This is a genomic window from Streptomyces sp. NPDC002324 (assembly GCF_053593335.1).
Map to the genome: position 1 here is coordinate 109,788 of NZ_JBSFCF010000017.1, position 25,689 is coordinate 135,476.

The window sequence follows — 25,689 nt, forward strand, 5'->3', positions numbered from 1 at the left end:
AGTCGTCGGACCCGGTCGTCCCCAACGGGTCCGCCCCCTACGGAGGTTCCATGGCCGACAACGTCACCTCGTTGTTCCGCAGCACTGCGGCGCACAGCCCTTCGATGGCTGCGCTGACGCGTGAGGGCGGCGACGGGGTGGGCCCGGTGGACTTCTGTATCCCGTGCAACCCGTACTTCCCCACGCCCGCCATGTTCGACGACATGGCGAGCAGACTGCGCGACATCATCACGTACTACCCGAGCAGCGCCGACACCATCACGGCCGAGCTGTGCAATCTGCTCCAACTTCCGCCGCAGTGCGTGGCGATGGGCAACGGCTCGACCGAACTCATCACCTGGCTCGATCATCTGATGGTCCGTGAGTCGCTCGCCGTGCCCGTCCCCACCTTCGGCCGCTGGACCGACCAGCCGATGGAGACCGGCAAGCGGGTCGACATGTTCCCGCTCCAGGAGTCCAGCGGCTTCGCCCTCGACCTCGCGCAGTACGCCGAGTTCATCCGGGCCCGCGGCACCCGGGTCGCCGTCATCTGCAACCCGAACAACCCCGACGGCGGCTTCCTGCACCGGCACGCGCTGGTGCAGTTCATGGACGCGATGGCCGACCTGGACCTGATCGTCATCGACGAGTCGTTCCTGGAGTTCGCCGACGCCGAGTCCGAGCCGTCCACGGTCCAGGACGCGGTCATGCGGCCCAACGTGGTCGTGCTGCGCAGCCTCGGCAAGAACTTCGGCCTGCACGGCATCCGCTTCGGCTACCTGGTCGCCAACCCGGCGCTCGCCGGCAAGGTCCGCTCGATGCTGCCGAAGTGGAACCTCAACTCCTTCGCCGAGCACGTGGTGTTCATGCTGAAGAACCACGGCCCCGAGTACATGGAGAGTCTGCACCAGGTCCGCCGCGACCGGCTGGACATGGCCCGCCAGCTCTCCGCCCTCCCCGGGCTGACGGTCTACCCGTCGCAGGGGAACTTCCTCTTCGTGCGCCTGCCCGTGGGCGCCGAGGGCACCGTGGTCCGCGACCGGCTCCTCACCGAGCACCGGGTCCTGGTCCGCGAGTGCGGCAACAAGGTCGGCTCGTCCAGTCGCTTCCTGCGACTCGTGGTCCGGCCCCAGGTGGACGTGCGTCGCCTGGTGTCCGGCCTGGAGTCGGTTCTCTACGGGTCCAGGAGGGGAGCCGCCGTACCCGAGCTGGGCACCGGGACCAGCTACAGCTCGGGTACGGCGGCCGTGGACCGGCTGATGAGCGAGACCAACGGCACCGGGATGCACAACCTCGCCGCGCAGGCCATGAGCATGCCCGCCCCGGCGCCCGCGTCCTCCATGCAGTTCGCCTCCCCCGCTCCGGCGCCCGCTCCCGCCGCCGCGTCCATGCAGTTCGCCTCCCCCGCTCCGGCGCCCGTCCCCGCCGCGTCCTCCATGCAGTTCGCCTCCCCCGCTCCGGCGCCCGCCGCGCCGATGCAGTTCCCGAACCCGGCACCCGCTCCGGCCCCGATGCCGATCCCCGCACCGGCACCGATGCCGATGCCGGTTCCCGCGCAGGCCCCGATGCCCGCCGCCATGCCGGTCCCCGGCCTGCAGCCCGTCGCCCAGACCGGCATGCCCGGCCTCGCGACCCCCGCCCAGGGCCGCCGCACCATGGGCGCGGCCCAGGGGCTCACCGCCGCCCAGGTACGCGGCCGCACCCAGCCGGACCCCCTGGAGGAGCCGCAGGGGTGGCCCGCGGCGGGGGCGGTCTACAACCAGGTGGGGTGAGCCCGGCTTCCCCCGGCTCCCCCTGACGGACCCCATGGGGCGACGCCCCCGACCGGCCTGTACGGGCCGCTGTCGGGGGCGTCGCCCTGTTCCCGTGCGACGGGGGCCGCCGGGTCGCGGACTCCGGCGCGGGGCGCCCGGTCGAGGGGCTCCGAGCGCGCGCTGCTCCTGGCGGCGCGGCGTCAGTTCTGGTGCAGCCGGTTGCGGCCGGGGCCGCCGGAGAGGGTGTCGTCGCCCCTGCCGCCGTACAGGACGTCGTTGCCGCTGTTGCCGTAGAGCTTGTCGTGGCCGTCCTCGCCGTACAGCGTGTCGTCGCCCTTGCCGCCGTGGAGGGCGTCGTCGCCGCCCCGGCCGCGCAGGGTGTCGTTGCCGGAGTCGCCGTGGAGACCGTCGGAGTCGGCGCCGCCGGTGAGGGTGTCGCGGTCTGCGCCGCCGTGGCACGCGTAGGCACAGCCGGTCAGGGTGTCGTTGCCGCGTCCGCCGAAGGAGCCGAGGCCCCAGACACCGCCGCCGCCCTCGATGCGGTCGTCGCCGTTCTCGCCGTGGAGGACGACGGATCTGTTGCCCAGGAGGATGTCGTCGCCGGTGCCGCCGTAGATCGTGGCGTACGCGGAGTTGGCGGCGGCGATCGTCACCGTGTCGTCGCCGTCGCCGAGACCCACGTCGTAGATGTCGGTGTCGTCGGAGTTCATCGGGATGGGGACCGCGCACTCGGCCACGGTGCGGTCGGCCGGCTCGGGGTACGAGCACTCCTTCGCGGCCAGCGTGATGACGTACCGGTCGTTGAAGGTCAGCACATAGTCCGCCTCCCACTCCGTGCGCTCCACGATCTTCGCGGACACCGTCAGGCGGTTCGCCTGCCCGGGTGCGGCCTTGAACCACAGCTCGCCCTTGTCGTGCACGAGGGAGGCGGCGGGTGCGGGGGCGGCCTGGGCGAGGGGCGCGGCGAGGAGGGTCCCGGCCAGGGCGAGGGTGAGGGCGGTGGTGACGGCGGCGGTCCGGGTGGTGGTGACGGCGGTGGTCCGGGTGGTGGTGACGGCGGCGGCTCCGTGCGCGTCGCGCCCGACCGGTCCGAGGATGCTGCTGATGGGCATGGTGAGGTAACCCCTTGGCAAAGCGCTGGAATCGAATACTGCCTACGACCCGGCGCCGGAACGGGGGGTTGTACCGAAAAACCCTCCTGAACACGCACAGAGCCGGTTTCATCCGGCGTTTCCCCGCGGGAGTCCCGGAGTTCACTCCGCGGCCAGGCCTTCGACCCGTCACCCTCGGGCCGGGTGAACGACGCTCGCGCCGGATCCGTACTCCCTGACGCCGGTGGGGCATCCCGGTCTCGCCGTCGGGCCGTCACACCGTCGGAATCAAAACGCAACGCCCCCGGCCCCGTGCGCGCCGGTGCGCGCCCTACGATCAAGCCCGTTCTCTGCTCCTTTACACATGTGCCAGGTACGACTGGCAGCCGGAAGTGGGTGGACCGTGCGTCGAGAGACCCGGCCGAATCAGCAGGTCCGGACGAGTCAGCGGGTCCGGACGAGCCGGGCGGCCCGGGGGGTCCCGACGAGCCGCCGGACCCGGGCGGTCGTGGCGGTCACGGCCGTGCTGGGGCTCGCGGTCGGCCTGTCCGGCTGCGGTGGCAGCGCGGACGCGGAGTCGAAACCGGTCTCCCTGACCGTCGTCGCGACCAATTACGGCGACAGCGTCCGCAAGAACTCCGAGGGCTACTGGGACCGCGTCACCCTGGCGTTCGGCGCCGAGCACCCCGGCATCGACGTGGATGTGCGGGTCTACGGCCCGGACGAGGTCGACAAGAAGGTCGCGGAGCTGGTCGAGCGGGGCGAGGCCCCCGACATCGTGCAGACGGACAGCTACTCCGAGTACGCCGCGCGGGACCTCCTCTACAGTGCGGACGAGGTGTTGTCCGTCCCGGTGCAGGCCTCGTTCGTGCGCAGTCTCGCGAACGCCGGGGAGATGGACCGGGCGCAGTACGGCCTGCCGTTCACCGCGAGCACCCGGCTGCTCTACTACAACAAGGACCTGTTCGAGCGGGCGGGCCTGGAGCCACCGAAGACCTGGGACCAACTCCTCGCCGCCGCACGGGCGTTGAAGGCGCAGGGGGTGAAGTACCCGATCGCCGTGCCGCTGGGACCGGAGGAGGCGGAGGCCGAGACGCTGATGTGGCTGCTGGCCGGCGACGGCGGCTACACCGACTCCACCAACCGCTACGACATCGCCTCGTCCACCAATGTGGCGACCCTGACCTGGCTGAAGGAGAACCTGGTCGGCGAGGGACTGACCGGCCCGGTCGCGCCCGGCGAGCTGAACAGCCGGGAGGCCGTGGACGCCTTCCTCACCGGTGACGCGGCCATGGTCAACGCCCCGCTGTCGCTGGTCCGCCAGATCGCGGACTCCTCCGACTCCGTGCTCTACGGCGCCGTGCCGCTGCCGAGCCGCGACGGCAAGGAGACGCCCACGATGGGCACCGCGGACTGGGTCTTCGCCTTCAAGAACGACGACCGTCGCGCCGCCATCGGGCAGTTCCTCGACTTCCTCTACACCGACAAGTACGTGACCGAGCAGGCCGCCCAGTACGAGCTGCTCCCCGTCACCACCTCCGCCGCCGACGCCATGCGGGCCGACAAGGCGCACCGGGCCCTGTGGAGCGGCCTCGACACCCTGCAGAACCTCCGCCTCTACCCCGTCGCCGAGACCAACTGGTCGGAGGTGGCCGCGACCATCCGCAAGCGGATCGGCAAGGCGGTGGCGCCGGACGGTAGTCCGCGGGAGGTGCTGGAGTCGATCGCGAGGGCGACGAAGTAGGCGGGCGGGGCGTACCGACGCCGAGGCGGTCGGCCGGGGCGGGGTGATCGCGCCGACAGGGCGGGGAGCGGCGGGGCCGGGCGAGGCGGGTGTCAGGAGCGCGTCGGCGCGCGCCCCGGAGCGGTCGGGGTGATCGGGTGATTCGGCGGTGCCGGCAGATGCGTCGCGATCCCAGCGGTGACCAGGCCGGATGCGAGGAGCAGGCCCTGTGGTGGCGCCATGCCCGGGAGACCGCCGCACCGCACGCGCCAGGCTGGTTCCACACGGGGTGATCGAGCCATGCCCCTGGCGCCGCCCGCCGTCAACACACCTGTCTCACAAGCGACTTGACGGTCACCGACTTTGCCGGACTGACAGCTGACCTACAGCATCCGTTCCTACGGTGCCGTGTTCATGACAGACACTCCAGTGCCCTCAGAGGCAACAGGCACGACAGAGACTCCGACTGCGACACCGACGCCGATCGGACGCCGTACCGTCCTGATCGCCACCGGCGCCACGGCCGCCACCCTGGCCGTGGGCGCCGCCGCCACGCCTGGAGCCCCCACTGCCAGGACGGCCGGCACGGGGAACACGGCCCCCGTGGCCGCCACGGCCGTCTGCACCCTCACGAAGGAGATGACCGAAGGCCCCTACTACCTCGACGGACAGCTCGTCCGCCCCGACATCCGCGAGGACAAGACCGGCTTCCCCCTGGTGCTGACCCTCACCGTGGTGGACGACGACACCTGCGCGCCGCTCAAGGGCGCCCTGGTGGAGATCTGGCACTGCGACGCGCTCGGCGAGTACTCCGGCTTCGTCGGCAACAACGGCCACGACGAGCCCGACAACGGTACGTTCCTGCGCGGCGCCGTCCTGTCGAACTCCAGCGGCGTCGCGAAGATCACGACGGTCTACCCCGGCTGGTACCGGGGCCGGTGCGTCCACATCCACCTCAAGGTGCACACGGACGTCACCCTCACCTCCGACGGCTCGTTCACGGGCGGCCAGGAGCTCCACACCGGCCAACTCTTCTTCAGCGAGACGATCACCGCCCGGGTCGGGGCCCTCTCCCCGTACGCGGCCAACACGGTCCCCCGCACCACCCTCGCCCAGGACTCCATCTACGACGAGGGAGGCGCCGCGTCCGGCCTTCTCACCCTGACGGCGCTGGGCGGCTCACCGGCGGCCGGGTACGCGGGGTCGCTGACGGTGGGGGTGGAGTCGAGCTGACCCAGCCGGTCCTTCCCCTCCGGGGCGCCGGCTCCCTCCCGGACCGTACGGGAGGGAGCCGGCGACGGACGCCGAACACCGAACACCGAACGCCAACCGATCAGCCGAGGTCGGGCAGACTCAATCACGACTCGATCGAAATCGTACGGTTTTGACCAGGCACGATGTCCTCTCGATCTCCTGGGTACTCATCGGACGAGCGCGGCTAGCGTGGGTGAGGTGCGGCAGTTCACCTTTGACGCCCAGCACCCGTGCTCGTACCCATCGAGTCCCATCGAGAGGAGGCGGCCGAGATGCCGGGCGGGGAGACGGACAGCGGTACAGGAACGATCGGCGGCCCGAGCGGCGACAGCCCGGACCACGCCCCCGGAACACTCCTGCTGAAACGCCACTTCACGGGCGAGAACCTGCCCCTGGTACGCGCCCAGGTGGAGGACACGGCCGCGACAGCGGGCCTGTGCGGCGTACGGCTCGGCGAGTTCACCCTCGCGGTCAGCGAGATCGCCGCCAACGCGGTCGAGCACGCGGGCGGCCAGGGCCGCCTCGAACTCCGCCGCCTGGCCCACGAACTGGAATGCCGCATCACCGACAACGGCCCCGGCTTCACCCCCACCCTCCCCGAACTCCTCCCCGGCCTCGACACCTGCCCCGGCCGCGGCCTCTGGCTGGCCCACCTGGTCACGGACCGCATGACGGTGACGACGGACATCACGGGGGCGGGGGCCGAGGTGACGTTGGCCGTGCGGCTGGGGTGAGGGCGCGCAGGACGGTCGAGCGCCGATCGACCCACGCACGGCCCACGCACGGCCCACGCACGGCCCACGAGCCAGCCCGGCCCATCGGTCCGCCGGGGCCCGCCGGGTCACGGGTTCTCCCAGGCCGCCGGTTCCGCCGCCAGGTTCTGCACCGGATCGGGGAGGGTGCCGGCCGCGATGTCGGCCACCGTGACGCCCTCCAGGATGCGGCGGACGTTGGCCCGCAGGGCGATCCACAGGGGGAGCAGCGGTTCGGCGGAGCCGGTGTAGGTGAGGCCGGTGGGGCGTTCGCCGCGTACCGACACGATCGGGCCGTCGACGGCCCGGATCACGTCGGCGACGGTGATGGCGGCGGCCTCGCGCGCCAGCCGGTACCCGCCGCTGCCGCCCCGCCTGCTGGTGACCAGGCCGCCTCGCCGCAGATCGCCGAGGATGCCCTCCAGGAACTTGTGCGGAATCTCCTGGACGGTCGCGATGACTTCCGCCTTCACCGGGCCGCTGTCCTGCCGTACGGCGACTTCCAGTACCGCGCGTACGGCGTAGTCCGCCCGTGCCGAGATCCTCATGGCCACCATTGTCGGCCACGCGGACGGCACTGCGGTCCCGCGCTCCGCAGGGGGCGCGGGAGCGGGCACGGCGGCTCAGCCCAGCCGGATCACGTTCCACGACAGCGGCTCCAGGACCGCGCTCAGTACGCCGTCCCGCAACGTGGACCCCGCACCCGCGTGCGGAGCGACCCGCTCGGGGTCCGTGAGCGTGTTGCGTGCGTCCGGGTCCGCGTCGGCCAGCACGCCGTGCTCGACGATCCTGGTCAACTCCAGTCCGTTCAAGGCGACTTCGAGCGGCAGCGCGTCCGTACGACCCCGGTTGACCGCGAACACGGTCACCGAACCGTCCTCGGCCCGCACCGCGGTCGCGTGCAGCAGGTCCGCCTCGCCGTACTTCTTCGTCCCGTACGTCGGCGAGTCCACGCGTACGTCGAGCACCTCGCCCCGGCCGTACTTCGCGGCCTGCGCGAACGGGAAGAACGTCGTCTGCCGCCAGGCGGGGCCGCCCGGCTCGGTCATGATCGGGGCGATGACGTTGACGAGCTGGGCGAGGCAGGCGACGGTGACGCGGTCGGCGTGCCGGAGCAGCGCGATGAGCAGGGAGCCGAAGACGACCGCGTCCATGACGCTGTAGTTGTCCTCCAGCAGGCGGGGGGCCTGTGCCCAGTCCCGCTCGCCGGAGTTCTCGATCTCGTGCCACTTGGAGATGTACCAGACGTTCCACTCGTCGAAGGAGAGGTTGATCTTCTTCTTGGACTTGAGTTTCGCGCCCACGTGGTCGGCGGTGGCGACCACGTTCTCGATGAAGGACTCCATGTCGACGGCGGAGGCGAGGAAGGAGTCGACGTCGCCGTCCTCGGGCTGGTAGTAGGCGTGCAGGGAGATGTGGTCGACGAGGTCGTACGTCTCCGTCAGGACCGTCGCCTCCCACTCGGCGAACGTCGGCATGGACTGGCTGGAGGAGCCGCAGGCGACGAGTTCGACGCCCGGGTCGATCTGGCGCATCGCGCGCGCGGTCTCGGCGGCGATACGGCCGTACTCGGTCGCCGTCTTGTGGCCGGTCTGCCAGGGGCCGTCCATCTCGTTGCCCAGGCACCAGAGCTTGATGCCGAAGGGGTCCTTGTCGCCGTGGGCGGCACGGAGGTCGGAGAGGGCGGTGCCGGTGGGATGGTTGGCGTACTCCTGGAGTTCGAGGGCCTCGGCGACGCCTCGGGTGCCGAGGTTGAGGGCCATCATGGGCTCGGCCTGCGGGCCGATCTTCTTCAGGAAGCCGATGTACTCGGAGAGGCCGAAGCGGTTGGTCTCGGTGGAGCGCCAGGCGAGGTCGAGGCGGCGGGGGCGGTCCTCGACGGGGCCGACGGAGTCCTCCCACTTGTAGCCGGAGACGAAGTTGCCGCCGGGGTAGCGGATCGTGGTGACGCCCAGCTCACGGATCAGGTCCAGCACGTCGGTGCGCAGGCCCGCCTCGTCCGCCGCGGGGTGGCCCGGCTCGAAGATGCCCGTGTAGACGCAGCGGCCGAGGTGCTCGACGAAGGAGCCGAAGAGTCGGGGGTTGACCTGGCCGACCTTGAACGCGGGGTCGAGGGTGAAGCGGGCGGTGCGGGTCATGGAGGGGCCCCTTCGGTGTGCGGTGTGCGGTGTTCGGTGTGCGACGGCCGGCGTGCGACGTTCGGTATTGCGGATGCTGATCGTTGAGCCGAACGGGACGCTAGGGTCGAAGTCGGGACCAGTCAATGGGGCGAGGGGCCGACAGCCCGTTGAGGGTCTATTGAGGGCCTGTCGGGGCTTGTCGGGGCTTGTGGAGGGCTTGTCGGGGGCCTGCTGAGGGCAGATGCGGGCTGTGCCGGGTTGATACGGGCTGCCGAGGGGCCGGTGCGGGCCCGGCGCCACCCGCGCCCTGGAGGGGCCGCGGCCGTGGCGCCCGCCGGGTGGCTCAACCATCGTTCGTCAGAATTCAACGATCGTTGGAATCTCATGGTGCCGGGGTCCCCCGGGCACGTAGGGTCGGCGCGTGCCCGTGCTGCCCGACACCCTTGCCGAGACCCTGAGACGACTCGACGCCCGTATCGCGGAGGCCGGTGCCGACCGTGGTCTCCTGCTCGACGTACGGGCGTTGGCGGACCGCACCGCCCTCGCCGAGGACGTGGTGCGGGCGCTGCTCGACGGGCACGGGCCCGCCGCCGACCGGGTCGACGACCGGGTGCGGGGGCGGGTGCGCGCACTGCACGAGGCGTATGCCGCGCGGAGCGGCAAGCGGGCCGGTGAGGTCGGCCGGGAGGTGGCGCAGCGGCTCGCCATCAGTCCCGAGTGGGCCCGGCAGCTGCTGCTCGGCAAGAAGATGCCGAACGTGCCCGACCTGACCGCGCTCGCGGAGTTCTTCGGCATCGAGGAGGGCGTCCGGTTCTTCACCGACCCGGCCGCGGCCGTCCTGAACCGGGAACTCGGGCGCCTGCTCGCAGGACTTGAGGGCGACACGGACGGCGACGGGCCGCTGGTGGAGTTCGCCACCCGGCACGGGGTCGTCACGCTCGCGCTGCGCGGCCATCGGCTGACCCCCCGCAAACAGGAGGCACTCGCCGTCATGCTCGAAGGGCTGCTCGGTGTCGACGACGAGGAGGCCCGCCGATGAGTCACGGCGCCGACCCGGGCCGCGACGCGGAGCGGCGCGGCCGGGCCGGGCGCGTCGCCCGGGGCACGGGCGGGCTGGGACTGCGCGGCGTCGTCGGCCGGGTCCGGGCCGCGTTGGCGCCCTCGCGGTCCGCCGCCGAGATGCGGAAACTGACCGCCGGGCTCAGCAAGGCGGTGCGGGGAAGGCTCGACGGGCCCGTCGGCGTACGGGAGTTGAGTGCGGCGCTGTGTGCGGAGATGAGCGCGCGGCGGGGCGGGCGGCCGGTGAAGCTGCGGTTCGAGCGGTTCCCGGACGGGATAGGGGTGACCGGACTGTGGATGGAGTTCCCCGACTTCGACCTGGTGATCGTCGAGGAGCGGGCGGAGACCGTGCAGCAACTGGTCATCCTGGGCCACGAGTTGTGGCACATGCACGCCGGGCACTGCCATCACCCGCTGCCGGGCCCGGACGCCGCCGCGCTCGCGCTGTCGGACGGGGTGGCCGAGCGGGATGAGCCCGGTGCGCCGGACGCGTCGCACGCTTCGGGCGGGACGACGTCCGCGCTGCCGCCGCTCTCCCCCGAGCTGTCCGCCGCGCTCGGGCAGGGCGGCACAGCCATCGCCGCGCGCAACGGTTCCCACGAGTCGGACGAGCAGGAGGCCGAGGACTTCGGGCACCGGCTCGCGACCGCCTTCCGGCCCTGGGTGGACGCCGGGCCGGGCGGGTCGGCCGACGCGGCGGATCCGGGCGACCCGGCCGACCCCGTCGGGCAGGCCATCCAGGCGTCCCTCGGCTATCGCCGGCCCCGCGGATGAGGGGGACGGCCGTGCCCGCGACGACGACCGGGGCCCTCAGCCCCGCGGACTTCTTCGGCGAGCTGTACATCTCGTTCTGGATCCCCACGGCCGTACTGACCGCCGCCCTGGTGATCAAGCTGCCCAGCATCGTGAAGCTGTGGCGGGACTCGCTGCTGCGGGCGGTCGGCGGGCTGCTGCTCCTCGCCTGCGCCGTCTTCGTGTTCGCGGTGCCGTCGGTCATCGCGTGGACCAACCGGACCGTGGGCGTCGCGAACGTCGCTGCGCCCTGGGTGTACTCCCTGATCACCGCGTTCTGCGCGTGCTGTCTGCTGCTGATCGTCGCCTGGCGCAACGGCCCGGCCGACCGGTCCCCGGCGACCCGCCGTCTCATGCGGTGGGTCGTCGCCGTGTACGCGGCGGTGATCGTCGTGCTCTGGGTGCTGTTCGCGCTCGCGGACGTCCCCCGCGAACGGCTGCGCGACCTCGACACGTACTACGCGACCACGCCCTTCATGCGCGAGGAGATCCTGCTCTACCTCGGCGCGCACACGGCGGCCTGTGTGGTCACCTACCGGCTGATCCGCAACTGGGTCCGCGCGGACGGCCTGGACCGGTGGCTGCGCGGCGGCCTGCGGGCGCTGGGCCTGGGCTGCGCGCTCAATCTGGCGTTCGACGCCGCGAAGCTCACGGCCGTGGTCGCCCGCTGGACGGGGCACGACCTGGACTGGCTGAGCACGCATGTGGCGCCGCCGGTCGCCGCCCTGGCGGCCATCTGCATCGCGGTGGGCTTCATCCTTCCGCACGGCGGCCAGTATCTGCGGGACCGCTGGAGGGTGCGGGCACGCCACATACGGCTGCGGCCCCTGTATCTGCTGACCCGGACCGTCGACGACTCCCGCGTCCCCTTCGCCCTGCGCGCCACCCCGGAGCTGCGCCTCACCCGCCGGGAGACGTTCATCCGGGACGCCCTGCTCCGGCTGACCCGCCACCTCGACGAGGACCTGCGGCACCGCGCCTACGACACCGCACTGGGCCTCGGGCACGAACCCGGCCGGGCCAAGGCCCTGGCCGCCGCCGTCACGATCCAGAACGCCGTGGCCGCGCGGAGGCGGTCGCCCGACAGCGGTACGACGGCCACGCTGATCTCGGGCCCGCTCGTCTTTCCGGGGCTCGCCGCGGGTGCGCACGGCCTGTCGGTGACGGGGGACGCCGAGGGCGCGCCCGGTCGGGCGGCCTTCCCCGCGTTCGCGGTCGCGACGGACTTCACCGATCTGCTCCAGGACATCGAGGCCGTGTCCCTGGTCCTGCGTGAGCCCGCCGAGATCGAGGCGGTACGGGCGCTCGCCGCCGCGTCCGCCGCCGGCGCGCGGGGCGGTGTGCCCGTACGCGAGTGAACGGGTCGTACCCCGCAGCCCGCCCGGCACGACCGTGGCCGCCCACCGAATCGGGGGGCGGCCACGTGGCGTTGGGAGTGCCGGGCTCCGGGATCAGCCCGCGAACGCCGGCTGGGCCAGGCCCTTGCCCGCGCCCGGTACGACCAGCAGGGAGCCGGACAGAGGGTGCGGGGTGTCCGTGCCCGTGCGGGCCGTCGTGATGTACAGGTCGGTGAGGTCGGGGCCGCCGAAGGCGCAGGCCGTGGGACGGGGGGTGGGCAGGGGGACGACGCGGTCCAGGGTGCCGTCCGGGGTGTAGCGGCGGACGGCGCTCCCCTCCCAGAGGGCGACCCAGACACAGCCCTCGGCGTCGACGGTGAGGCCGTCGGGGAAGCCGCCGCCGTCCTCGATGGTCACGAAGGGGCGCCGGTTCACGGGCAGACGGCCGTCCGCCGCGCCCCCGTCGGCACCCGTGTCCGTGTAGTCGAAGACGTCGATCCGGCGGGTCGGCGAGTCGATGTAGTACATCAGCCGTCCGTCCGGGCTCCAGCCGGTGCCGTTGCTGACGGCGACGTCGTCGAGGACGGTCGTGGTGAGCCCGTCGGCGGTGAAACGGGCCAGGGTGCCGCCGCCCGGGGCCTCGTCGTAGCGCATGGTGCCGGCGAAGAGGGAGCCGTCGGGTGCGACGGCGGCGTCGTTGGCGCGGCGGCCCGGGACGGGCTCGTGGTGCAGCCACCGGAAGCCGCCGTCGGGGTCGGTCAGGCCGACGCCGTCGCGGAGGTTCAGCACGAGGCCGCCGCCGGCGCGGGGCTTGACCGCGCCGACGTGCTGCTCGGTGACGAACACCGTGCGGCGGCCCGAGGCGGGGTCGTAGGTGTGGACGCGCGACCCGAGGATGTCGATCCAGATCAGGCGCTGGGCATCGGCGTCCCAGGTGGGACCCTCGCCGAGGGCCGCGTACTCCCGGACCGCGACCTCGTAGCCCGGGTGACTCGTGTGGGCGCTCATGCCACGCTCCGGTGGCCGAGGCGCTCGGACAGTTCCGCGGCGCCCTTGGCGGCGAGCTGCTCCAGCTCGATCCGGCGCTCGTCGCTCCAGCGGATCATGGGGACGGAGATGGAGATCGCGGCGACGACCCGGCCGGTGCGGTCGCGGACCGGCGCGGCGACGCAGGAGACGTCCGGGTTGGACTCGCGGTTCTCCACGGCGAGACCCCGCTCACGGATCCGGGCCAGGGTCTCGCGCAGGGCGGCCGGGTCGGTGATGCTGTTGGGGGTCATGGCGAGCAGGTCGGCGTCGTCCGGGATGCGGGCGTTCAGCTCGGCCTCGGAAAGGGAGGCGAGGAGCATCTTGCCGACGGAGGTGCAGTGCGCCGGGAGGCGGCGGCCCGCGGCGGAGACCATGCGCACGGCGTGCGTGGAGTCGACCTTGGCGATGTAGATGACGTCCGTGTACTCCAGGATCGCCACGTGCACCGTCTCGTCGCAGGTCTCGGCGACGGACCTGGCCACCTGCTGGCCCTCGGCGGCGAGGTCCAGCTGCTCGGCGTAACGGCTGCCGAGCTGGTACGGGCGGACTCCGAGGCGGTAACGTCCCGGCTGTCCCTGTACCTGGACGATGTATCCCCTGGCGGCGAGCGTGGTGACCAGCTCGTGCACGGTGGTGCGGGGCAGTTGGAGTCTGCGCACGATGTCGGGGGCGGACAGCGTGCCGTCCCCGTCCAGGAAGAGCTCCAATATGTCGAGCGCCCGGGTCACGGCAGGTACTAGGCGTCCCACGGTCGGCCCCCTCCCTTGAGTTTGTCTGCGGCGAGTGTTCGAGATTTCAACTGTCGATCGGCATAACGAACACAGGCTAGTCATAGTGCCCATGGCCGGGCAATGGCCGGGGGCAACCGGGGTTTGCGTGGGGGCGGCCGGATCCGGGGGTCGGTGGGTGGGTGCGGGCCCGGTGGGGCTTGTCGCGCAGTTCCCCGCGCCCCTGAAAAACAGGGGCTGCGCCCCATGCCTTTCACCCCACGGGCCACAGAAGCGCCGCCCCACAGAACCGCCATGCCCCAGACGCACAAGACTCTCGCCATACAGGGCGGGCCCAGGGAGCCTGAGCCTTCCAGGCCGCCGGGCCGCGATCTCTCAGCGGCACGGGAGCCAGGGCGCACCTCGCAAACCGCCGAGTCCGGGGCCTTTCAGGGGCGCGGGGAACTGCGCGAGAACCCCCACCGACCCCGCACCCGCCCCCTCGCGCACCCAGACTCACCCGGCTCGCGCACCCCCACTCACCCGGCACGCGCACCCCCACCCTCGGCACGCACACCCCCCGCCCGGCGCCACTCACCGTCGGGGGCGTGGGTCCCCCAGTTCCCCCCGCAGCCGCTGCGCCCTCAGCACCAGCTCCAGCTCGAAGCGGCGGTCGGGGTCGTCGATCTCGTCGCCCCAGAGTTCGCGGATCTGCCGGAGGCGATAGCGAACGGTTTGCGGGTGCACACCAAGGCGGGTGGCGATCTCGGGCGCGCCGCCGCGAGTCTCCAGCCAGGCGAGGAGGGTCTCGGCGAGGCGGCGCCCATGGGTGGGGCCGCAGTGGGCCAGGGGCGCGAGGCAGCGCAGGGCGAGGTCGTCGATCAGCTCCTCGGGCTGGAGGAGGACGAGGGCCTCGGTGTGCTCGGTGCAGTGCAGGACCTCGCCGCCGGGCAGCAGCCGGCGCTCCATGAGACGGACGGCGGCCTCCGCCCAGCGCAGCGACTTCGCCGCGTCGGCCAGCGGCACCGGCGGGCCGATCGCGCCCGACCAGCCGGTCAGGGCCCGGTGGAGCAGTTCGGGGCGGCCGGCCGCGTCCGGTTCGGGGACGACCATGCGGGGCTGCTCGTACTCCATGTCCAGCAGGACGCCCTGGCCGACGGCGGGGGCCATGGCCTCACGGGCGGGCCGTAACAGGACCCCGACCGCGACCTTCTCCGGGAGGGTCCAGCCGATCCGGGCCGCGCGTTCGGTGAGCGCGTCCGCCGGGTCGCCCCGATGGTGCTCGGCGAGGAGGAGTTCCATCAACCGGCGTTGCAGTCGCAGCCGTTCGCCGGCCTGCCGGGCCGCCGCCTCCGCGTAGCCGCGCACCGACTGGTCCACCAGACCGTCCAGGTATTCGTATCCGGCGTCGACCAGCTCGTACATGGCGGGCGGCGGGATCTCCACACGCTGGCCGATCTCCGCGAAGCGGCGCCAGGCCAGGCGTACGCCGAGCCGGTAGATCGCCTGCAGTGAGTCGAGGCTGCGGCCGTTCAGTCCCTCGCCGCGGCCGAACTCCTGGAAGACGCCGGGAGGAACGCGCGGCCGGCCCTCGGCGGTCTCCAGGTGCTGGACGAAGACCTCGATCGCGCGGCGGATGCCGATGAGGGCCATCGGCTCGCCGGAGTCGTCGAGCACGACGGGAAGGTGGGGGTACTCGCGGCGGATCTCGCGCAGGATCTCCTCGGCGAGGGCGGGGGCCTCGGCCATGGCGATCGCGGCGAACTCGCGCACCTGCAGGCGCGGCACGTCGTGCCAGGCGGAGCGGACGGTGACGGTTCCCGGGCCTCCGGTCGTCACCCCTCAGCGCTCCTGACCGGCGTTCTCGTAGGTGATGAGCGGGGTGTTCGGCTGGTCCGGGGTGGCGTCGAGCAGGGCGACGGCGCCGAACGCGGCCCCCACGGCGAGAGCCGCGGCGACCGCCATGGTCAGCGCGGCGGCGAGCAGTCTGGACATCGCAGGGGCAGCCTCTCGGTCGACAGGTCGTCCCCACCCAGGGCACCCCGCGGACTCAGTGTCAGCAATGCATTGACACTGCGTCAAGACTCCGCCTACGGTTCCCGGCCCATACACAGCCCCCACACCCAGCCCCCGTCCGCACGCGCACATTCCACCAGGCGTCGCACTTTCCGCACGCCTACCCGAGTCGCACCTCCCAACGCCCCCTGGAGTGCCCGGATGCGCCGTACAGCTTCACCACTCTCGCTGGTCCTGCTGGGCCTCGGCACGTTTCTGCTGGTCCTCGCGCCCTTGCTCGCCTGGTACGTGGAGCCGAGAGCCGCCGTGAATCCGATCGACATCGACACGACCGCCGTCTACTCCGGCACCGGCAGCGTCTTCGACGTCGAGCAGGTGAAGACCGTGCCGGACCAGGAGATCACCGTGACCCAGCGGGTACGCGGCGATGTGGCCGAAAGTGAGCGCAGCGGGGCCGCGGTGTGGGACGTGATCACCTCGGTCGACACCGACAAGTCGCTGCCGGCGGCCGATCCGCACGACGCGCTGGACTTCTCCCCGCACCGCTGGGTCAGCGACCGGAAGACCAACCGGCCCGTGCACTGCTGCGACGAGAAGCCGTACATCGAGGGCGAGGCGTACCTGAAGTTCCCCTTCGACGTGCAGAAACGCTCCTACCGCTGGTGGGACAACACGCTCGGCGCGACGGTGACGCTCCACTACGAGGGCCGGAAGAAGATCCGGGGCTACGAGGGACTGCGCTTCACGGCGAAGGTTCCGGCCACGAAGACCGGCACCCGGCTGGTCCCCGGCGCCCTCGTCGACGAGCCGGGCCGGCCGCAGGTGCTCGCCGAGGAGTGGTACGCCAACCACGGTCTCGAACTGGTCGTCGACCAGAGCACGGGACGCGTGCTCTACGCGCAGACCGGCCCGCGCCGGACGCTGCGGGCGCCGGGCGGTACCGAGGACGCGGCGGTGCTGCTCGACAGCCAGAAGCTCGCCTTCACCCCGGCGACGCAGAAGTTCGCGGTGGACCAGGCGGAGAAGGACAGCGGACTGCTGCGCCTGGTGGGGCGGACGGTGCCGATCGGTGCCACTGCGGTCGGTTTCGTCCTCGCCGTGGCCGGTGCCGTTCTGGTCGCACGTGGCAGGCGGCGCCCCGATACGCCCGAGTCGTCCCAGGAAGAGATCACGATGTGACAGGGCGTCAGTTGAATAAACCCCGGAAATTGTCACGCCGGTGAGTAGCAGCTTCGTACCGCTGGGCGAAAACTGTCCACCCCACCTGAGCACAACCCACCCACACCTCGCCCACAGCGACTCCCGGCAACCCCCCGCAACTCCGAGCGACTCCGAGCACCTTCGAGGAACGAGAGACCAGAACGACCCCACCCGGACTCCCGCCCACCGGAACATCCCCCACGGCGGACGTCCTTCTCCCCGCTGAGTTCCGCACCCCGAGACGAGTTGGAGCACCCATGCCCCAGCACGTGCCGTTCTCGCTGGTCGAGGTGTTTCCGCGCCTTGATCAGCACCGGTCCGCAGGCCCCCCGCAGCCCCGCCGGATCGTCTTTCTCGCCCGCCGTGACCTCGGTAATCCGGCGGCGGGGGGCTCCGAGCTCCTCGTCGACCGGCTCGCCGACGGCCTGACCCGGCTCGGCCACCAGGTCACCCTGCTGTGCGGCGGCCCCGCCGCCTACCGCGACTACCGGGTCGTGTCGGCGGGCGGCGACCTGAGCCACCATCTGCGCGCCAGATCCGCCTTCGCCCGTCAGGTCGGCGACTGCGACCTGCTGGTCGAGGTGTGCAACGGCATGCCCTACCTCGCCCCGCTCTGGCACCAGGGCCCGACGATGTGCCTGGTCAACCATGTGCACACGGATGTGTGGCAGTTGCGGTTCGGCGGCCCCCTGGCCCCGGCCGCACGCCTCGGGAGACGGCTCGAACACTGGTCGCTGACCGCCGCGCAACGCCGGAACCTGCTGGTCGCCGTGTCCTCCTCGACGGCCACCGCGCTCCGCTCGATCGGTGTGGAACGGGACCGGATCCGGGTCGTGCACAACGGGGTCGAGGAGCCGGGGCCGCGTGCCGAGCGGTCGGCCGAGCCGCTGTTCGTGGCCGTGGGCCGACTGGTCGAGTACAAGCGGATCGATCTGCTGCTGCGGCTGTGGGAACGGGTGCGGCCGGTGACGGGCGGGCGGCTCGTGATCGTCGGGGACGGGCCCGAACGGGCGCGGCTGCAGGCGATGGCCGGGCCCGGGGTCGAGTTCACCGGCCATGTGTCCGAGGAGGAGAAGCACCGGTTGCTGTGCGCGGCCTGGCTGCTGCTCCATCCCTCCGCCGTGGAGGGCTGGGGGCTCGTCGTCACGGAGGCCGCCGTGCGGGAGACGCCCTCGATCGCCTTCGACGTGCCCGGCCTGCGGGACTCCGTCGTGGACGGGGAGACCGGGGTGCTGGCCCGGGGCGAGTCCTCCTTCGCCGCCGCGTGGTGTGCGCTGGCCCTGTCGACCGATCGGCGGGTGCTGATGGGGAAGGCCGCGCGGGAGCGCGCCGCGCATTTCCGGTGGGATCGCACGGTGCGGCAGTTTCGGGCGGTGGCGGCGGAGGCGGTGCGGGGTTGGTCTCGTTGAGCGCCAAATGGGTTGCCACGAGGGTGCGTTGGCGGCTGCGAGTGCGTCGTGGCTCGTCGCGCCCCCGCGGCAAAGCCGCACATGTCACAGCCCCGCGCCCCTATCAGGGCGAGGCAGCCGGCGCAGGCTTCAAGGATCCCTCTTTTCGCCGGTCCGTCACCCTCTTCCGGGCGTTCATGCGGGAGCAGGACGACCCGGAGCACTGCTACACGCTGCTCGCGCGTGACGCCGTCGACCAGGTCGAGGCGTACGGCGGCCGGCCCGTGGACGGGCTGACCGTCGTCGATGTCGGCGGTGGCAGCGGGTACTTCACCGAGGAGTTCCGGCGGCGGGGTGCCCAGGCGTACCTCTTCGAGCCGGATTCGGGGGAGTTGGGGACCAAGCCGCCGGACGGGTCCGTCGTCGCCGACGGGTATCTCCTCCCCCTGGCCGACGGGGTCGCGGACGTCACCTTCACCTCCAACGTGCTGGAGCACGTCGCCGATCCGCCGACCTTCCTCAGCGAACTCGCGCGGGTCACCCGGCCCGGCGGGCTGATCTACGTGTCGTTCACGAACTGGCTGTCCCCCTGGGGCGGGCACGAGTGGGCGCCCTGGCACTACCTGGGGGCCGACCGGGCGCGGGCCCGCTATCGGCGCCGTACGGGCAAGGACGCCAAGCACACCCTCGGCGAGAACCTCTTCGCCGTACACATCGGACGCACTCTGCGGCAGGTGCGCGGCCGGGACGACGTGACGGTCGTGTCGGCGCGCTCCCGCTACTGGCCGTTTCTCGCGGAGACCGTCGTGAAGGCGCCGGGACTGCGTGAGTTCGCCACCTGGAACCTCCTCCTCATCCTCCGGCGGTGTCCACCATGACGAGCACGGTCCAGGCTCCACCCCCCGCGCCGGTACGGCCCGCGGGCACGACCGAGGGACCCCCCGAGGGCCCTCGGTCGCGGCGCTGGCTGCTGGGATTCTGGGCCGTGGTGTTCGTCCTGCTGGTCGCCGCCCAACCGGGCCGGCAGACCTTCGACACCAAGCTCGGCGTCACCACCGACCCCTGGCAGTTCGTCTCCGACCTCGGTCAGCTGTGGCACGACCGGGGCGGGTTCGGCGGCATCCAGGACCAGTACGTCGGATACCTGTGGCCGATGCTGCCGTACTACGGGCTGACCGATCTGGTCGGGCTGCCGGTGTGGCTGGCGGAGCGGCTGTGGCTGTCGCTGATCGTGTCGGTGGCCTTCTGGGGCGCGCTGCGGCTGGCGGAGCGGCTGGGCGTGGGAAGTCCGGCGTCGAGGCTGCTCGCCGCCTCGGCCTACGCGCTGTGGCCCGTGTTCACCACCGTCGTCGGGTCGACCTCGGCCGCCGCGCTGCCGGGGGCGTTCCTGCCGTGGGTGCTGCTGCCGCTGACGAACGAGCGGTACAGCGCGCGGGTGGCCGCCCTGCGGTCGGCGCTCGTCATCCCGTTCATGGGCGGGGTCAACGCGACCGCGACCCTGGCCTCGCTGCTGCCCGTCGGGCTGTATCTGCTCACGCGGAGGCCGGGACCCCGGCAGCGCGGGCTGATCGCCTGGTGGGTGCCGGGGGTGATCCTGGCGACCGCGTGGTGGGTGGTCCCGCTGCTGCTGCTCGGTTTCTACGGCGAGAACTTCCTTCCCTATGTGGAGAGTTCGCAGACGACGACGGCCACGATGTCCGCCACCGAGGCGCTGCGCGGTGCCGGGAACTGGGTGGGCTATCTGAACTTCGGTGAGCCCTGGCTGCCGGCCGGCTGGTCCGTCGCGGCGTCCGTGGTCGTCATCCTGGCGTCGGCGGTGGCCGCGGGGCTGGGTCTGGCCGGGCTGGCCCGGCGGGACATCCCCGAGCGCCGGTGGCTGGTGCTGACCGTGCTGGTGGTCGCGCTGTTCACCCTGGCCGGGTACGGCGGCGCGTTCGGGGCGCCCTTCCACGGGGTGGTCCAGGACTGGCTGAACGGGGGCCTCGTGCCCTTCCGGAACATCTACAAGTTCCAGACGGGGCTGGCGCTCGCGCTCGTCCTCGGGCTCGCGCACCTGGTGGGCGTGGCCGCGCGGGCGGAGGGGGCCCGGCGGGTGCGGGGGCGGCGGTTCGCGCCACTGGTCGCGGCCGTCCTGGTCGTACCGGGGCTGCTGTGGCCGTACCTCAACGGGTCGGTGCTGCAGCCGGGTTCGTTCCAGGAGCTGCCCAAGTACTGGCAGGCGACGGCGAACTGGCTGGAGAAGTACTCCCCGGACTCCCGCGCGCTGGTCGTACCGGCCACCGCGCACGGCATCTACACCTGGGGCACCACCGTCGACCAGCCCCTCGACGTCCTCGCCGACTCCCGCTGGGCTCAGCGCGACTACGTCCCCTTCGGCACCCCCGGCAACCGGCGCGCGATGGACGCCGTCGAGCAGGCACTGCTGACCGGGGGCGAAGTCCCCGGTCTGGGCGACTATTTGAGTCGCGCGGGCCTGTACTACGTCGTCGTACGCAACGACCTGGACCCCGACCAGATCGGCGCGGTGCCGACGGCGACCGTGAAGCGGACCCTGGAGCAGTCCGGGTACGAGCGGGTGACGGGGCTCGGGCCGGTGATGACCGGCGGACGGATCGCCGAGGGCACCCCGATGCAGGTCGAGGGCCTGTACGCGCGGCAGCGGGCCGTGGAGATCTACCGCCCGGCCGAGGACGTGCCGCGCCCCGGGCAGGCCGGGCTGAAGGCGATCGCCGACACGGCCGTCGTCTCCGGCGGCCCCGAGTCGCTGCTGCCGCTGGCCGCCGACCCGGAGCTGCGCGACCGCGCCACCGTGCTGACCGGCGACAACCACCCCGGGCTCGGTACGCCGGCCGTGCAGGTGGTCGGTGACGGGCTTCGCCGCGCGGACACCCGTTTCGGCCTGGTCAACGCCAACACCTCGTACACGTACACGGCGAACGAGCGGAACCCGAGCGGAAGCGTGCAGGACCCCGGTGCGCGGCCGAAGCAGATCCTGCCGGTGTCGGGCCTCGACCACCAGACAGTGGCCGAGCTGCGGGGCGCCAAGTCGGTGACCGCGTCGACCAGCGGCAACTGGCTGTTCCATCTGCCGCAGTACGACCCGGTGAACGCCTTCGACGGCGACCGGGGCACCGCCTGGGCGGAGGGCGCGGCCGGTTCGGCGGACGGGCAGTGGCTGCGGATCGACTTCGACGGCAGCCAGGACGTTCCGGCGACCTTCGAGGTCACGCCGCTGCCGCAGGACGGGGTGCGGTCGGCGCCGACCCGGATCAAGGTGGAGACCGAGCGGGGCTCACGCTCCACGAACCTCCAGGCCGACGGCTCGACCCAGAACGTCAACGCCGCTCCCGGCGACACGAACTGGCTGAAGATCACGATTCTCGACTCGGCGGAGCGGCACACCGGGCTCGTCGGCGCCGGCTTCTCCGAGATCGACCTGCCCGGCGTCAAGGTCACCCGGATGCTGCGGCTGCCGACGGACGCCCAGGACCCCGACGGCACGGCCGCCTCCGCCGAGGTGGTCTCGCTGCGGCGGGCCGCCGACCCGACCGGCCTCTCCCCCACGGGCACGGAACCGGGGCTGCACCGCACCTTCGGCACCACCACGGCGGGGACGTACGAGGTGAAGGCCACGGCCGTACCCGTGCCGGGCGACGAACTCGACAAGCTGCTCTACAAGGCCGCCCCCGAGCAGCAGAGCCAGATCAAGGCGAGCGCCGAGTCCACGGCCTCCCTCGGGGCCGGGCTCTCGCCGCGCAACCTGACCGACGGTGACCTGACCACGGCGTGGATCGCGGGCGACGACCCCACGATCCACCTCGCCTGGGGCGACAAGTGGCCGGTCGGCTCGCTCGTCCTGGCCCCGGCGGGCGGTCTGTCGGCCCGGCCGACCCAGGTCGAGATCAGCTCCCCGGACGGCGCCGCCATCGCCGGTGTCGACGAGAACGGCTGGGTCCGCTTCGACCCGATCACCACCGACCGGCTCGACATCACCGTCACCGAGACGGCCCCGCTGACCGTCCACAACCCCGTCGCCGACGACGACCTGCAGCTCCCGGTCGGTCTCACGGAGGCGTACATTCCGGCCCTGGACCAGTTCCGCACCCCGCGGCCCGCCCCGACCCGGGAGTTCGAGCTGAGTTGCGGCGAGGGCCCGGCGGTCGAGGTCGACGGGACGCTGTACGAGACGAGCGCCCGGGGGACGGTACGGGACCTGACGGAGCGGCGGCCGGTCGACCTGACGCTCTGCCGGGACGGAAAGGCCGGGGGCGGGCTGGAGCTCGGCGCGGACGACCGGCACACCTTCGAGTCCGAGGACACGGGCGCCCTGGCCGTCACCACCGTGACCCTCACCCGCGGCACGGTCGCCGAACCGGCCGCCGGCGGACGCGAGTTGGGCATACGGGACTGGCTCGGTGACCGCCGCGAGGTCACCGTCGGCGACGGCGCGGCCTCCTACCTGACGACGTACGAGAACTTCAACGACGGCTGGAAGGCCACGCTCGGCGGCCGTGAGCTGACCCCCGTGCGGCTCGACGGCTGGCAGCAGGGCTGGCGCGTCCCCGGCGGCGCGGGCGGCACGGTCAAGCTGTCGTTCGAGCCGTCCGTGACGTACGAGGCCGGGCTGATCGGCGCCGGTGTGGGCCTCGCGGCCCTGATCGGGCTGGCCCTGTGGCGCCGCCAGGAGCCCAACCCGGACGCGCCCCAGCCGGCGCCGCCGGGGCCCGGCCTCTGGCTCGGCACGGTCGCCCTCACCCTCGTCGGCATCGTCGTCGCGGGCTTCCTCGGCCTCCTCGTCCCGCTTCTGGCCCTCCTGGCCTGGAAGCGGCACACCCTGCTCGTCCCGATCGCCTTCCTCGCTCTGGCCGGCGCCGGTGTCGCCGCCGCGTCCGGAGCGGGTGAGCCGGTCGCGGCGGGTGAGGGCGCGTTCGGTCACCTCGCCCAACTCCTCGCGCTGACCGGCCTGTTCGCAGCGCTGGTGAGTGTGGGTGTCGGGGTGGAGGCCGGCCCCGGACGGCCCGGCACGACACGGCGGTTCGCGGTACCGCCGGGGGCACAGGCGCCGACGGAGCCGTTGCCGCGGCGCAGGCGGGTGGACCGGACGCTGAACGGCGGGCCGGGAGGCGCGGGCGACGGGTCCGTGGCCGGTCCGACGGTCTCGGCGCGCGGGCCGGGCTCCCCGCAGGGCGACCCGGACACCCCGACCCGGCGGATCGCGTTCACCAAGCCGAAGCCCCAGGCCCCGCCGGAGGACGGCGGCCCCGCGGGAACCGGCGGTACCGGCAAGGGGGAGCCCGGATGACGACGCTGGACCACCCCGCGCGGGACGACGCCGCCCCCGGCCCCGTCCGCATCCCCTTCCCGGTGGTCGACGAGGTGTCCCGGCACTGCGCCCAGGAGGAGGAACCCGAGACCGTCCACATCGAGGTCCACCTTCCCGGCCGGCTCGACCCCGACCGGCTGCGCACGGCCTTCGTCACCGCCCTGCGGGCCCACCCCCGCATCCTCATGCGGGAGGCACCGGGGCGCTGGTACAGGCGCCGCTACGAGTGGGAGCTGACCGAGGGGCCGGACGTCGAGGTGGTGGCCTTCCCGCCCGCCGGCCCGCACGCGCTGCGGGACGCGCGGACCAGGGCCCTGGTCGAGGCGCCCCCGCTGACGCTGTCGCCGCCGATCCGGCTGGAGGTGGTGGAGGGAGCGGGGCCCGCGGTGGGAAGCGAGGCGACCGACGCGGTCGGCCTCACCGCGGGCGGTCGGGCCGCCGAGCGGCGGAACCCACGCCCGGCCGCCCCCGCCCCCGGCCCCGGACGCCCGAACGGCACGGTGCTCTTCCTCACCATCAACCACACCGCCCTCGACGGCCCGGCCTGCCTCCGCATCCTCGCCACCGCGGCCCAGCTCTACGGCGGCGAGGACAACGCCCCCACGGCCCCGCCCGTCCGGCCCACCCCCGCCCCCGACGAACCGGCCCCGCCCGAGGCGGACACCCCCTCCCCCTGGGCCCGGCCCGCCCGCGTCGCCGCCGGCACCCCCGAACCCTCACCCGGCAACGGCCTGCTCGTCACCGAACTGCCCGTGCCCCGCCGCCCCAAGGGCGCCCCCTACACCGTGAACGACCAGCTCATGGTCACCACCGCCCTGACGCTCGCCCACTGGAACCGGGAACACGGCGCCCACCCCCGCCCCCTGCGCATCACCATGCCCGTGGACGACCGGCCGAGGGACACGGACATGGCGATCGGCAACGGCACCCGTCTGGTCGAAGTCCCCTTCCATCCGGCGGAGTTGCGCACCGATCACACCCCGCTCCCCGTGCTCCTGCGCCGCACGGCCGAACGCACCCGCGCCCTGAAGTCGCTCCCCCGGCCCCAACTCGGCCACGCCGCCTCCCTGTTGACGGCCCCGGTGGTCCCCGTCTCCTGGCGGGCGGCCGTCACCCGGGGCCTGCGCAGAGCCGCGGCCCCCTGGACGTCGACCACCCTGCTCAGCAACATCGGCCGTATCCCCTACGCGCTGGACTTCGGCGAGGAGGCCGGACGCGCCCACGCCGTGTGGTTCTCGGCCCCCGCCCGCATGCCGCGCGGCCTCACCGTCACGACCGCCTCCACGGCGGGCCGTCTGCACGTGGCCCTGCGCTGGTCCCGCGCCCTGCTCAGCCACGGCGACGGAGCCCACCTCCGGGACCTCTTCGAGCACCATCTGCACACGACGGAAGAGGAGACCCGTTGACGCCGGCCACCTCGCCCACCTCCACGTCGACCGAGCCGCCCGCGCGGGGACTGCGGGACTTCTACGAGGACCCCTCCGTCCCCGTCGCCTCCGGCACCCCCCGCAGCCTCGCCCAGGCCCGCATGCTGGCCGCCGCCCTCGGCCCGGCGGCCACAGCGGGCCCCCGTACCGTCCTCGACATCGGCTGCGGCGACGGCACCGCCGCCGCCACCGCCGCGCCGCTCCTCGCCGGACACCGCGTCATCGGCGTCGACTGGTCCCAGGACGCCCTCAGACGGGCTCGCACCCGCATCCCGTACGCGGTCCGCGGCGAACTCACCGACGGCGGGCTGCCGTTGCGGGCGGAGTCCGCCGACGCCGTCCTGTTCAGCGAGGTCATCGAGCACCTGGTCGACCCGGACGCGGCCCTCGACGAGATCCGCCGCGTCCTGCGCCCCGGCGGCCATCTGATGCTGTCGACACCCAATCTCGCCGCCTGGTACAACCGCGCCCTGCTGCTGGCGGGCGTCCAGCCGGTGTTCTCGGAGGTGAGCCTGCGCGGCATCCACGGCCGCCCGGGGAAGGAGGTCGTGGGCCATCTGCGGCTCTACACCGCACGCGCGCTGCGGGAGTTCGTGGCCGCGTCCGGCTTCGAGGTCGTCCGGCTGCGCGGGGCGCCCTTCCACGGCGTCCCGCGCCCGCTGCGGCCGCTGGACCGCCTGGCCTGCGCCGCCCCCTCGGTGGCGTCGATCCTGCTGCTGCACGCGCGAAGGACGTAGG

The 25,689-nt window shown here is 72.8% G+C and carries 20 protein-coding genes; 13 read left to right on the forward strand and 7 right to left on the reverse strand.

Annotated features, from left to right (window positions below; genetic code table 11):
- Positions 1-50: 50 nt before the first annotated feature.
- Complete coding sequence (locus tag ACWCRJ_RS22780; RefSeq protein ID WP_450940984.1) at positions 51-1,751, forward strand: pyridoxal phosphate-dependent aminotransferase; 1,701 nt, start codon at positions 51-53, stop codon at positions 1,749-1,751.
- Positions 1,752-1,933: 182 nt separating this feature from the next.
- Here ACWCRJ_RS22780 and ACWCRJ_RS22785 read toward each other — a convergent pair whose 3' ends face one another.
- A complete protein-coding gene (locus ACWCRJ_RS22785) occupies positions 1,934-2,845 on the reverse strand; it encodes a calcium-binding protein (RefSeq protein WP_450940985.1) in 912 nt (303 codons plus the stop codon).
- Positions 2,846-3,332: 487 nt separating this feature from the next.
- Between ACWCRJ_RS22785 and ACWCRJ_RS22790 the strand changes: the two genes are divergently transcribed.
- From ACWCRJ_RS22790 to ACWCRJ_RS22800, 3 genes are all read left to right on the forward strand, one after another.
- Positions 3,333-4,568: an ABC transporter substrate-binding protein gene (locus tag ACWCRJ_RS22790; protein WP_450940986.1), complete on the forward strand. Its 1,236-nt coding sequence runs from the start codon at positions 3,333-3,335 to the stop codon at positions 4,566-4,568.
- A 393-nt stretch (positions 4,569-4,961) separates the two neighbouring features.
- Complete coding sequence (locus ACWCRJ_RS22795) at positions 4,962-5,780, forward strand: intradiol ring-cleavage dioxygenase (protein WP_450940987.1); 819 nt, start codon at positions 4,962-4,964, stop codon at positions 5,778-5,780.
- Between the two features lie 293 nt (positions 5,781-6,073).
- Entirely contained in the window at positions 6,074-6,535 is a 462-nt protein-coding gene (locus ACWCRJ_RS22800; protein WP_450941041.1) for an ATP-binding protein, read from the forward strand.
- Positions 6,536-6,642: 107 nt separating this feature from the next.
- On the opposite strand, the gene ACWCRJ_RS22805 is transcribed toward ACWCRJ_RS22800, so the two are convergent.
- Positions 6,643-7,101, reverse strand: a complete 459-nt coding sequence (locus tag ACWCRJ_RS22805; RefSeq protein ID WP_450940988.1) for an RrF2 family transcriptional regulator — start codon at positions 7,099-7,101, stop codon at positions 6,643-6,645.
- A gap of 75 nt (positions 7,102-7,176) precedes the next feature.
- Positions 7,177-8,691, reverse strand: a complete 1,515-nt coding sequence (arfA, locus tag ACWCRJ_RS22810) for an arabinosylfuranosidase ArfA (protein WP_450940989.1) — start codon at positions 8,689-8,691, stop codon at positions 7,177-7,179.
- Positions 8,692-9,094: 403 nt separating this feature from the next.
- Here arfA and ACWCRJ_RS22815 point away from each other — a divergent pair, with 403 nt between their 5' ends.
- From ACWCRJ_RS22815 to ACWCRJ_RS22825, 3 genes are read left to right on the forward strand one after another with little or no spacing between them, the layout of a single operon-like run.
- Positions 9,095-9,712 (forward strand): transcriptional regulator, encoded by a 618-nt coding sequence (locus ACWCRJ_RS22815; RefSeq protein ID WP_450940990.1) that lies wholly within the window; start codon positions 9,095-9,097, stop codon positions 9,710-9,712.
- Positions 9,709-10,506, forward strand: coding sequence for a toxin-antitoxin system, toxin component (locus ACWCRJ_RS22820; RefSeq protein WP_450940991.1), 798 nt, complete (start codon positions 9,709-9,711; stop codon positions 10,504-10,506). The genes ACWCRJ_RS22815 and ACWCRJ_RS22820 overlap by 4 nt, the downstream gene beginning before the upstream one ends.
- Positions 10,503-11,882, forward strand: a complete 1,380-nt coding sequence (locus ACWCRJ_RS22825) for an MAB_1171c family putative transporter (RefSeq protein ID WP_450940992.1) — start codon at positions 10,503-10,505, stop codon at positions 11,880-11,882. Before ACWCRJ_RS22820 ends, ACWCRJ_RS22825 begins: the two co-directional genes overlap by 4 nt.
- Positions 11,883-11,975: 93 nt before the next feature.
- Here the strand turns inward: ACWCRJ_RS22825 and ACWCRJ_RS22830 are convergent, their stop codons facing one another.
- From ACWCRJ_RS22830 to ACWCRJ_RS22845, 4 genes are all read right to left on the reverse strand, one after another.
- Entirely contained in the window at positions 11,976-12,869 is an 894-nt protein-coding gene (locus tag ACWCRJ_RS22830) for an SMP-30/gluconolactonase/LRE family protein (protein WP_450940993.1), read from the reverse strand.
- Positions 12,866-13,639 carry an IclR family transcriptional regulator gene (locus ACWCRJ_RS22835; protein ID WP_450940994.1) on the reverse strand — a complete coding sequence of 258 codons (774 nt, stop codon included), beginning with the start codon at positions 13,637-13,639 and terminating at the stop codon, positions 12,866-12,868. The genes ACWCRJ_RS22830 and ACWCRJ_RS22835 overlap by 4 nt, the downstream gene beginning before the upstream one ends.
- Positions 13,640-14,191: 552 nt before the next feature.
- On the reverse strand, positions 14,192-15,436 hold the full coding sequence (locus ACWCRJ_RS22840) for a PucR family transcriptional regulator (RefSeq protein ID WP_450940995.1): 1,245 nt from the start codon (positions 15,434-15,436) through the stop codon (positions 14,192-14,194).
- Positions 15,437-15,439: 3 nt separating this feature from the next.
- Positions 15,440-15,592, reverse strand: a complete 153-nt coding sequence (locus tag ACWCRJ_RS22845) for a hypothetical protein (RefSeq protein WP_005478871.1) — start codon at positions 15,590-15,592, stop codon at positions 15,440-15,442.
- Positions 15,593-15,814: 222 nt separating this feature from the next.
- Between ACWCRJ_RS22845 and ACWCRJ_RS22850 the strand changes: the two genes are divergently transcribed.
- The 6 genes from ACWCRJ_RS22850 (at position 15,815) to ACWCRJ_RS22875 (ending at position 25,688) form a co-directional block, all read left to right on the forward strand.
- Positions 15,815-16,792, forward strand: a complete 978-nt coding sequence (locus ACWCRJ_RS22850; protein ID WP_450940996.1) for a DUF3068 domain-containing protein — start codon at positions 15,815-15,817, stop codon at positions 16,790-16,792.
- Positions 16,793-17,070: 278 nt separating this feature from the next.
- Entirely contained in the window at positions 17,071-18,222 is a 1,152-nt protein-coding gene (locus ACWCRJ_RS22855) for a glycosyltransferase family 4 protein (RefSeq protein WP_450940997.1), read from the forward strand.
- Positions 18,223-18,398: 176 nt separating this feature from the next.
- Positions 18,399-19,079, forward strand: coding sequence for a class I SAM-dependent methyltransferase (locus ACWCRJ_RS22860; protein ID WP_450940998.1), 681 nt, complete (start codon positions 18,399-18,401; stop codon positions 19,077-19,079).
- Positions 19,076-23,503 carry an alpha-(1->3)-arabinofuranosyltransferase gene (locus ACWCRJ_RS22865; RefSeq protein WP_450941042.1) on the forward strand — a complete coding sequence of 1,476 codons (4,428 nt, stop codon included), beginning with the start codon at positions 19,076-19,078 and terminating at the stop codon, positions 23,501-23,503. The genes ACWCRJ_RS22860 and ACWCRJ_RS22865 overlap by 4 nt, the downstream gene beginning before the upstream one ends.
- The gene (locus tag ACWCRJ_RS22870; protein WP_450940999.1) at positions 23,500-24,930 is read left to right on the forward strand and encodes a condensation protein; all 1,431 of its coding nucleotides are present in this window, start codon (positions 23,500-23,502) and stop codon (positions 24,928-24,930) included. The genes ACWCRJ_RS22865 and ACWCRJ_RS22870 overlap by 4 nt, the downstream gene beginning before the upstream one ends.
- Positions 24,927-25,688: a class I SAM-dependent methyltransferase gene (locus tag ACWCRJ_RS22875; protein WP_450941000.1), complete on the forward strand. Its 762-nt coding sequence runs from the start codon at positions 24,927-24,929 to the stop codon at positions 25,686-25,688. The genes ACWCRJ_RS22870 and ACWCRJ_RS22875 overlap by 4 nt, the downstream gene beginning before the upstream one ends.
- The last annotated feature ends 1 nt before the right edge of the window (position 25,689 follow it).